Source organism: Streptomyces sp. OfavH-34-F (assembly GCF_022347745.1).
Lineage (GTDB): Bacteria > Actinomycetota > Actinomycetes > Streptomycetales > Streptomycetaceae > Streptomyces.
On the sequence record NZ_JAKRGC010000253.1, the window covers coordinates 1 to 9,600 of the forward strand.

Here is a 9,600-nt window from a genome sequence, read left to right on the forward strand (position 1 = left end):
CGGCCGCGCCGCCCGCCGAGCCCGGCCGCCCCGCCCAGCCGGTCGCCGGGGACGCCACCGGCTGGTCCATGGACGAGCGCCTGTACAACCAGGTGTGGGGCATGTTCGAGGACCTGTCCCGGGCCGTCGCCGCCTACCGCAGCGCGGTCGACTTCGCCGAGTCCCGGATGGACCAGGAGCTGGAACGCACCCTGTCCGATCCGCGCAGCCGCATCGGGAACACCGGCGACCGGGCCCGCGAGGAGGCCCGCGCCAAGCGCGACGAGCTGACCGCCCGCGCCCGCGAGTCCCTCGACCGCGACCTCGGGCAGCTCGCCGCCGAGTCCGCCGTGGTGGAACCCGCGCTCCCGGCCCCCTACGCGGGCTGGGACAACCCCGTCTGGCACGGCTACCGGGTGCCGATGGAGATCCCCATGGCGCTGCGCATCGGCGACCTGCACCTGCCGGAGAGCGCCGACGTGCGCATCCCGCTGCTGGTCCGGCTGCCGCTGGAGCGGGGCATGTGGATCGACAGCGGGCGCACGGCGTCCCAGGCCGCCGCGCTGACCGGCACCGACGAGCTGCGCCGGCTGGCGATGGAGGCCGCCGTGCTGCACGCCGCCCGGCTGCTGGCCGTCTACCCGCCGAACGAGTTCACGGTCCACGTCATCGACCCGGCCGGATCGGCGGCGCGCACGCTGGCCCCGCTGGTCGACTCCGGGGTGCTGGCCTCGCCGCCCGCGTCCGGCGCCCAGGGCGTCTCCGCGGTCCTCGCCCACCTCACCCGGCGGGTGGACCTGGTGCAGATGGCGATCCGGGCCGGCGCCGCCGACTCGCTGCCGCCCGACCTGGACCCGGCCGAGCAGCTGCTGATCGTCAACGACTTCCCGCACGGCTTCGACGACCGCGCCGTCACCCAGCTGCGCTACCTCGCCGACGAGGGCCCCTCCGTGGGCGTCCATCTGATGATGGTCGCGGACCGCGAGGAGGCGTCCGAGTACGGGCCGATCCTGGACCCGCTGTGGCGCTCGCTGCTGCGGGTCACCCCGGTCGCCGACGACCACCTGGCCGATCCCTGGGTCGGCCACGCCTGGACGTACGAGCCGCCGAGGACACCGCCGGGCAGCGCGGTCCTGAGCGACGTGCTGGCCCGGGTGGCCGAGGCGCGCCGCACGGGACACCGCTGACCCGCACCCCTTCCCCCCATCGAGTAAAGCGCCCCTGACCTGGCCTTTTGGAGGTTCTTTAGACTTCTCTTTACCTTTCCTTGGGACTTCCTGTACCGTTCATGGGACGGAGGGGAGTACTCCCGTACGCGACGTTCCCGTCAATACGGACCGTGACCGGTTCCGGGGCGTCGGCCTCGGCGCGCAGCCCGCGCGCCAGGTGGAAGAGACCTCCGGCAGCGACGACGCTGATCAGAAGCCCGTAGCGAACTGCCGGAGGCGCAGTGGACGTTTCATGGACCCTCTGGGCGCTGACCATCATCGGTCTGAGCGCCCTCATCGCCGTCGACTTCTTCATCGGGCGCAAGCCGCATGACGTGTCGACCAAGGAAGCCGGTATCTGGACGGTCGTCTGGATCGTGCTGGCCGCCCTCTTCGGGCTCGGGCTGCTCATGGCCGGCGAGACCCAGGCCTCGGGCGAGTTCTTCGCCGGCTACATCACCGAGAAGTCGCTCAGCGTCGACAACCTCTTCGTCTTCGTGCTGATCATGGCGAAGTTCTCGGTGCCCTCCCACCTCCAGCAGCGGGTGCTGCTGATCGGCGTACTGATCGCGCTGGTGCTGCGGGCGGTCTTCATTGCCGCCGGCGCCGCGGTCATCGCCAACTTCTCGTGGGTGTTCTACATCTTCGGCGCGTTCCTGATCTACACCGCCTGGAAGCTCATCCAGGAGGCGCGGGCCGGCGAGGAGGAAGAGGAGTTCGAGGAGAACCGCCTCCTGAAGAACATCGAGCGCCGCTTCGGCGTCGCCGACCGGTACCACGGCACCAAGCTCTTCATCCGCAACAACGGCAAGCGCGTCCTGACCCCGCTGATGGTCGTCATGCTCGCGATCGGCACCACGGACGTGCTGTTCGCGCTGGACTCCATCCCGGCGATCTTCGGCCTCACCCAGGACCCGTACATCGTCTTCACCGCCAACGCCTTCGCCCTGATGGGGCTGCGCCAGCTGTACTTCCTGATCGGCGGGCTGCTGAAGAAGCTGGTCCACCTCAGCTACGGGCTGTCGGTGATCCTCGGCTTCATCGGCGTCAAGCTGGTGCTGCACGCCCTGCACGAGTCGGGGGTGCACGTCCCCGAGATCTCCATCCCGGTCTCCCTCGGCGTCATCTGCGGCGTCCTGGTGATCACCACGATCACCAGCCTGATGGCCAACAAGAAGCAGGCCGCCGCGGCCGACGAGGCGAAGACCGCCGACCGCGTCTAGGGCGTGTTTTGAAAGTAGCGCCGTCCGCCCGGAGGGCGGCCGGACGGCGTCCGGTGCGTGCGATCGCAAGGCGCCGGGAAGCCCTTGTAGCGGAGCTACCAGGGCTTTTCGGCAACGCCGCGAGTGTGCGTGCCGGGCGTCGACCGGCAGGCGGGACTTTCAAAACACGCCCTAGCGGAACGGACGGCCCCGCCGCTCACCAGCCGCGGGCGCGCCACTCGGGCAGGTGGGGCCGTTCGTCCCCCAGCGTGGTGTCGCGCCCGTGGCCCGGATAGACCCAGGTCTCGTCCGGCAGCGGGTCGAAGACCTTGGTCTCCACGTCGTGCAGCAGGCTCGCGAACGCCTCGGGCTCCCTGCGCGTGTTGCCGAGGCCGCCGGGGAAGAGGCAGTCCCCGGTGAACAGGTGCGGGGCCCCGTGCGGGTCGTCGTACAGGAGGGCGATCGAGCCGGGCGTGTGCCCGGTGAGATGGCGGGCGGTCAGCTCCACGCGGCCCACCCGGACGACGTCGCCGTCCTCGACCAGCACCTCCGTGGGCACCTCGATGGCCTCGGCGTCGTACCGCCCGGCGTAGGTGCGCGCCCCGGTCGCCGCGACCACCTCGCCCAGCGCCTGCCAGTGGTCGCGGTGCCGGTGGGTGGTGACGACGGAGCGGATCGAGTCGTCCCCCATCAGCCGCAGCAGCGTCCCGGCGTCGTTCGCCGCGTCGATCAGCAGCTGCTCGCCCGTGTCCCGGCAGCGCAGCAGATAGGCGTTGTTGTCCATGGGGCCGACGGCGACCTTCGAGATCATCAGATCCGTCAGTTCGTGCACGTCGGCGGGGCCGCCGACGTGCACCGCTCCGCTGTACGTCATACTCCTCAGCCTATAGCGGGGGCAGCGCCGGAAGCGTTCCTCCCTCGACCGCCAGCGCCGCGCCGTCGCGCCGGCCGCTGAGCCATCCCAGCAGGTCGGCCGCCGTGCCCCGGACCGCCACCGGGCCGCCCTCCGCCCCGCCGCCGGTCGTCCGGGTACGCCCGGCCGGGTCCACCAGGGCCGTGGACACGACCTGCGGGTGCCCGGCGAAACGCTCCGTCAGGAAGTCGATCTCCCGCGCCGTGAACTCCTCCGGCAGGTCCTCCAGCTCGTAGCCGATGTCCAGGTCGACGTGGTGCAGCTCCACCTCCACCCGGCGCCGGAAGGGCAGCCGGGAGGCCGTGTCCGTGATGCCGTTGCGCAGGGTCACCGTGCGCGACCAGTCCGCCGGGACGGCCGCGGCTTCGGCGAGGCGGTCCGCGCTCGCGGCCAGGTCCGCCTGCTGCTCCGCCCCCGTCCTGACGGCGTCCCGCTCGATGTCGCGGTCGCGGGTTTCGCTGTCTGCGTACATCGGCCGCCCTTGGAGAACATTCACGAGGGCGTCGGCGTTACGGGAGAGGTGCGCGACCACATGACCGCGACTCCAGCCCGGCAGGCGCGAGGGCGCTGCCAGCGCGGCGTCGTCCAGTTCGCCGGTGGCGCGCAGCAGCCGATCGGTCGCTTCCCGCAGTGCTTCCAGGTCGTGCGCATGATCCGTCATGGGGCCGAGCCTAGCCGCGGCCACTCGTTCGGGTGAAGGAGTTCTCAGCCGTCCGCAATTCGAATGTGCGTGCTATACGCTCGGAGTCGAAAGCTCCGTACACCGCTGTGGCGCCCCCCATAACCTGGGCCAGGGGCTCAGTTCCCCCGCTTCTCTCTAGAAAGGTGCGGACCGGCGTGGCCGACCGTCTCATCGTCCGTGGCGCTCGCGAGCACAACCTCAAGAACGTCTCGCTCGACCTCCCCCGCGACTCCCTCATCGTCTTCACCGGGCTCTCCGGGTCGGGCAAGTCGTCGCTCGCGTTCGACACGATCTTCGCCGAGGGCCAGCGGCGTTACGTGGAGTCCCTCTCCTCGTACGCGCGGCAGTTCCTCGGCCAGATGGACAAGCCGGACGTCGACTTCATCGAGGGCCTGTCGCCCGCCGTCTCCATCGACCAGAAGTCGACCTCGCGCAACCCGCGCTCCACGGTCGGCACCATCACGGAGGTCTACGACTACCTCCGGCTGCTCTTCGCCCGGATCGGCAAGCCGCACTGCCCCGAGTGCCGCCGCCCGATCTCGCGCCAGTCGCCGCAGGCCATCGTGGACAAGGTCCTCGCCCTGCCCGAGGGCAGCCGCTTCCAGGTCCTCTCGCCGCTGGTGCGCGAGCGCAAGGGCGAGTTCGTCGACCTGTTCGCGGACCTCCAGACCAAGGGCTACAGCCGCGCCCGGGTGGACGGCGCGACCGTCCAGCTCTCCGAGCCGCCCGCGCTCAAGAAGCAGGAGAAGCACACCATCGAGGTGGTCGTCGACCGCCTCACCGTGAAGGACAGCGCCAAGCGTCGGCTCACCGACTCCGTCGAGACCGCGCTGGGCCTCTCCGGCGGCATGGTCGTGCTCGACTTCGTCGACCTCCCCGAGGACGACCCCGAGCGCGAGCGCATGTACTCCGAGCACCTCTACTGCCCCTACGACGACCTCTCCTTCGAGGAGCTGGAGCCGCGCTCCTTCTCCTTCAACTCCCCGTTCGGCGCCTGCCCCGACTGCACCGGCATCGGTACGCGCATGGAGGTCGACCCGGAGCTGATCGTCCCGGACGAGGAGAAGTCGCTCGACGAGGGCGCGATCCACCCCTGGTCCCACGGCCACACCAAGGAGTACTTCGGCCGCCAGATCAACGCCCTGGCCGACGCCCTCGGCTTCCGTACGGACATCCCCTGGGCGGGGCTGCCGCAGCGCGCCAAGAAGGCCCTGCTGCACGGCCACAAGATCCAGACCGAGGTCCGCTACCGCAACCGGTACGGGCGCGAGCGCGCCTACACCACCCCCTCCTTCGAGGGAGCCGTCCAGTTCGTCAAGCGGCGCCACTCCGAGGCCGAGAGCGACTCCAGCCGGGAGCGGTTCGAGGGGTACATGCGCGAGGTCCCCTGCCCGACCTGCGAAGGCACCCGGCTCAAGCCGATCGTCCTCGCGGTCACGGTGATGGACCGGTCCATCGCCGAGGTCTCCGCGATGTCCATCAGCGACTGCGCCGAGTTCCTGGGCCGGCTGACGCTGAACGCCCGCGACAAGAAGATCGCCGAGCGGGTGCTCAAGGAGGTCAACGAGCGGCTGCGGTTCCTGGTCGACGTCGGCCTGGACTACCTCTCGCTGAACCGCGCCGCCGGCACGCTGTCCGGCGGCGAGGCCCAGCGCATCCGGCTCGCCACCCAGATCGGCTCCGGGCTCGTCGGCGTCCTCTACGTGCTGGACGAGCCCTCCATCGGGCTGCACCAGCGCGACAACCACCGGCTGATCGAAACCCTGGTCCGCCTCCGCGACATGGGCAACACGCTCATCGTCGTGGAGCACGACGAGGACACCATCAAGGTCGCCGACTGGGTCGTGGACATCGGCCCCGGCGCCGGTGAGCACGGCGGCAAGGTGGTCCACTCCGGCTCGCTCAAGGAACTGCTGGCCAACGACAAGTCGGTCACCGGCCAGTACCTCACGGGCAAGAAGTCGATCCCCGTCCCCGACGTCCGGCGCCCCGTGGACCCCGCCCGGCAGCTCACGGTGCACGGCGCGCGCGAGAACAACCTGCGGGACATCGACGTCTCCTTCCCGCTCGGCGTGCTCACCGCCGTCACCGGCGTCTCCGGTTCCGGCAAGTCCACGCTGGTCAACGACATCCTCTACACCCACCTGGCCCGCGAGCTGAACGGCGCCAAGTCGGTGCCCGGCCGGCACACCCGGGTCGACGGGGACGACCTCGTCGACAAGGTGGTGCACGTCGACCAGTCGCCCATCGGCCGTACGCCCCGGTCCAACCCGGCCACGTACACCGGCGTCTTCGACCACGTCCGCAAGCTGTTCGCCGAGACGATGGAGGCCAAGGTCCGCGGCTATCTGCCGGGCCGGTTCTCCTTCAACGTCAAGGGCGGCCGCTGCGAGAACTGCTCCGGCGACGGCACCATCAAGATCGAGATGAACTTCCTGCCCGACGTGTACGTCCCGTGCGAGGTCTGCCACGGCGCGCGCTACAACCGGGAGACGCTGGAGGTCCACTACAAGGGCAAGTCCATCGCCGAGGTGCTGGACATGCCGATCGAGGAGGGCCTGGAGTTCTTCGAGGCCGTCCCGACCATCGCGCGCCACCTGCGCACGCTCAACGAGGTCGGTCTCGGCTACGTGCGGCTCGGCCAGTCCGCGCCCACGCTCTCCGGCGGCGAGGCCCAGCGGGTCAAGCTCGCCAGCGAGCTGCAGAAGCGCTCGACCGGCCGCACGGTCTACGTCCTGGACGAGCCGACCACCGGTCTGCACTTCGAGGACATCTCCAAGCTGATCAAGGTGCTGTCCGGTCTGGTCGACAAGGGGAACTCGGTGATCGTCATCGAGCACAACCTGGACGTCATCAAGACGGCCGACTGGGTCGTGGACATGGGCCCCGAGGGCGGCAGCGGCGGCGGCATGGTCGTCGCCGAGGGCACCCCGGAGTACGTGGCCGGCGTCCCCGCGAGCCACACCGGGAAGTTCCTCCAGGACATCCTGGACGCCGACCGGATCGGCGAGGCCGCCGTCCCCGCCGCCCGCAAGCCGGCCGCCCGCAAGGCCGCCAAGAAGACGGCCGCCGCGTTCCCGCCCCTGACCAGCCACGATCCGGCCGGACCGGCCCGCGCGCCGAGGCGCCCGTCTCCGCCGGTATCGTCGGTTACGTCACCGATGCCGCCGCCGCCCTCGGGCAGCCCCGGCACGGCATCCCGCTCTGCCCCTGACGCCTCGACCCGTGGAGACCGCATGTCCGGCCAGCCCGCCGCCCGCCGCACCGTGCTGAAGGGCGCCGCTCTCGCCGGCGTCGCCGGGCTGGGAGCCGCCGCCTGCTCGACGGACTCCAAGCTCGGTCACGCCCAGACGCCGACCCCCACCGCCCCCGTCGAACTCGGCGCGCCCGACGAGATCCCGGTCGGCCAGTCCAAGCTCTACCGCGAGCAGCGCGTGATCGTCAGCTGCCCGGCCAAGGGCGAGTACAAGGCGTTCAGCGCTCAGTGCACCCACGCCGGCTGCCTGCTCGACCGGGTCGAGAAGAACGAGGGCCACTGCCCCTGCCACGGCAGCCTCTTCGACACGACGACCGGCAAGGCCACCCAGGGCCCGGCGACCGTGCCGCTGCCGTCCGTCCCGGTCCGCGTCGAGGGCGGAAAGCTGATCGCCGGCCCCAAGGCCTGACCCGCCCGGACCCGCCCCGCCCGGCGGGGCTCACTCCCAGTCCCAGTCGATGCCCACCAGCCCCGGCCGCACCCCCGGCTCCACCAGGTGCACGGTGCGGTCCGGCCCGTCAGCGTGAGGTCGGCCCGCGCGGCGCGGGGCGCGCCCGCCGACGCCTGCGCGAAGCTGCGGCACCGCACCGGCAGCGCCTCCTCGTCGAACCCGACCTGGAGCACGTACTGCCCGCCCCCGAAGGTGAAGCCGCGCATGTACTCGCCGCAGGGCCCGCCCGTACCGTCCTCGAAGCCGTAGCCGAACAGGTACGTCTCGCCCGCCCGCAGCCGGGTGTCGAACAGCAGCTCCGCGACCAGCACCCCCGTCTCCCGGTCCCAGCGGACCCGGCCCGTGCGGCAGTTCTCCCGCGCGCGCACCGCGACCCGCGCCGGATCGCAGCCCGGATCGCCCACGTACACGGCGAGGTAGCGGTCGACGCCGTCCCGGTGCGCGCGCACCACGTGCTGGGAGTCGCGGCGCTGCATCCGGCGCCCCGGACCGATCCGCACCCGCTCCTGGTGGCCCACCGTGTGCAGCCCGCCGTCCGCCGGGGACTCCATCGCCGCCAGCAGCCGCTCCACCGCCCCGGACGCCTCCACCAGGGAGCGGTACGACCGGGCAGGCGGCCGGTCGGGGTCCGGGCGGGGCTCCCCGGCGTCCAGCAGCCCCAGCAGCGAGTTCACCGGCAGCCCCAGCACCTCCTCCAGGGCCTTCACCGCCCGCAGCGACTCCGGGCGCTGCGGCCGCCGGGCACCCTGCTGCCAGTAGCTCAGGCTGGTCACGCCGACGGTGACCCCGCGATGCGCCAGATGGTGCCTCACCCGCTGGAGCGGCAGTCCGCGCACCGCCAGCGCGGTACGCAGGGCCAGATGGAACGGGCCGGTGTGCAGCACCTGCGCCAGTTCGGCCTCGGTGTGCCGCATGGGTCCTCCTGGTGAACGTTCACGCCGGCCGGGCACGGAACCCCGGCGGCGGCTGCCGGTCCGCAGGTGGTCGGGGGCGCGCGTTCACACCGGGGCCCCTGGCGTTCACACCGCGGTGTTCACCCGCATTCAAGCGTGTTGACCCGTCCCCGACAACGGTTGATGCTCCTCCTCAGCGTCCGGACGCGCTCCTTGGAACCCCCACCCCCCGCCCCGGGAGGAACGCCATGCGTCACCCGAGAAACCGGTCGGTCCGGTGGTCGGTGACAGCCGCGCTCGCCGCCGCGCTGCTCACCGCCCCCACGGCCACCGCCACCGCCGCCGACCAGCCCCGCACCGCCACCGCCGCGGTCCAGGAACGCACCGCGGCCGCCCCCGCCGCCGCCCCGGAAGCCACCGCCCTCGCCTCCACCAGGCGGCTGAACATCACGATGCAGGCGCAGCAGAAGTCCAACTGGTGCTGGGCCGCCTCCGGCAACACCATCGCCACCTGGTACGGCCGCACCTACAGCCAGAACCAGTTCTGCAACGCCGCCTTCGGCCGCGCCCAGGGCTACGAGTGCCCGAACTCGCAGGCCACGCTCGGCGACGTGCAGAACGGCCTGTACTGGGCCGGCGTCAACCCCGGCTCGTACGTCAACGGCTGGCTGCGCTACTCCACCGTGCAGTCCGAGATAGCCGCCGGCCGCCCGGTGGAGACCCGCATCCAGTGGTCCTCCGGCGGCGGCCACATGCACGTGCTGTACGGCTACGACGACGCCAACAGCCTCGTCTACTGGGGCGACCCCTGGCCCTCCAGCAACCGCTACAACTGGGCCTCCCACGCCTGGTACGTGAACAACGCCGAGTTCTCCTGGACCCACTCGCTCTACCGGATCGGGGCGTGACGGCATGACCTCCTCCACCCGCACCCCCGTCCGCGGCGCCGCCGCGGCCCTCGCCGCCGCCGGAGTGCTGGCCGGCGCGGCCCTCCTCACCGCCGCCCCGCGGGCGAG

General features: G+C 71.6%; 5 protein-coding genes and 2 pseudogenes. 4 read left to right on the forward strand and 3 right to left on the reverse strand.

The features are described 5' to 3' along the window. Both MHW47_RS27000 and MHW47_RS27005 read left to right on the forward strand, forming a co-directional pair. Positions 1–1,166 (forward strand): annotated as a pseudogene (locus tag MHW47_RS27000) (export associated protein); the annotation flags it as partial. Between the two features lie 263 nt (positions 1,167–1,429). After that, a complete protein-coding gene (locus MHW47_RS27005; protein ID WP_239226377.1) occupies positions 1,430–2,410 on the forward strand; it encodes a TerC family protein in 981 nt (326 codons plus the stop codon). Positions 2,411–2,606: 196 nt separating this feature from the next. Here MHW47_RS27005 and MHW47_RS27010 read toward each other — a convergent pair whose 3' ends face one another. Together MHW47_RS27010 and MHW47_RS27015 are read right to left on the reverse strand one after the other, a co-directional pair. After that, positions 2,607–3,263 carry an MBL fold metallo-hydrolase gene (locus tag MHW47_RS27010; protein WP_239226378.1) on the reverse strand — a complete coding sequence of 219 codons (657 nt, stop codon included), beginning with the start codon at positions 3,261–3,263 and terminating at the stop codon, positions 2,607–2,609. Between the two features lie 10 nt (positions 3,264–3,273). Then, positions 3,274–3,963 (reverse strand): maleylpyruvate isomerase family mycothiol-dependent enzyme, encoded by a 690-nt coding sequence (locus MHW47_RS27015; RefSeq protein ID WP_239226379.1) that lies wholly within the window; start codon positions 3,961–3,963, stop codon positions 3,274–3,276. Positions 3,964–4,139: 176 nt separating this feature from the next. On the opposite strand from MHW47_RS27015, the gene uvrA reads away from it, so the two are divergent. Then, positions 4,140–7,649, forward strand: a complete 3,510-nt coding sequence (gene uvrA, locus MHW47_RS27020) for an excinuclease ABC subunit UvrA (RefSeq protein WP_239226380.1) — start codon at positions 4,140–4,142, stop codon at positions 7,647–7,649. Positions 7,650–7,679: 30 nt separating this feature from the next. Here uvrA and MHW47_RS27025 read toward each other — a convergent pair. Beyond that, positions 7,680–8,605 (reverse strand): annotated as a pseudogene (locus MHW47_RS27025) (hypothetical protein). A gap of 227 nt (positions 8,606–8,832) precedes the next feature. On the opposite strand from MHW47_RS27025, the gene MHW47_RS27030 reads away from it, so the two are divergent. After that, complete coding sequence (locus MHW47_RS27030) at positions 8,833–9,492, forward strand: papain-like cysteine protease family protein (RefSeq protein WP_239226381.1); 660 nt, start codon at positions 8,833–8,835, stop codon at positions 9,490–9,492. The last annotated feature ends 108 nt before the right edge of the window (positions 9,493–9,600 follow it).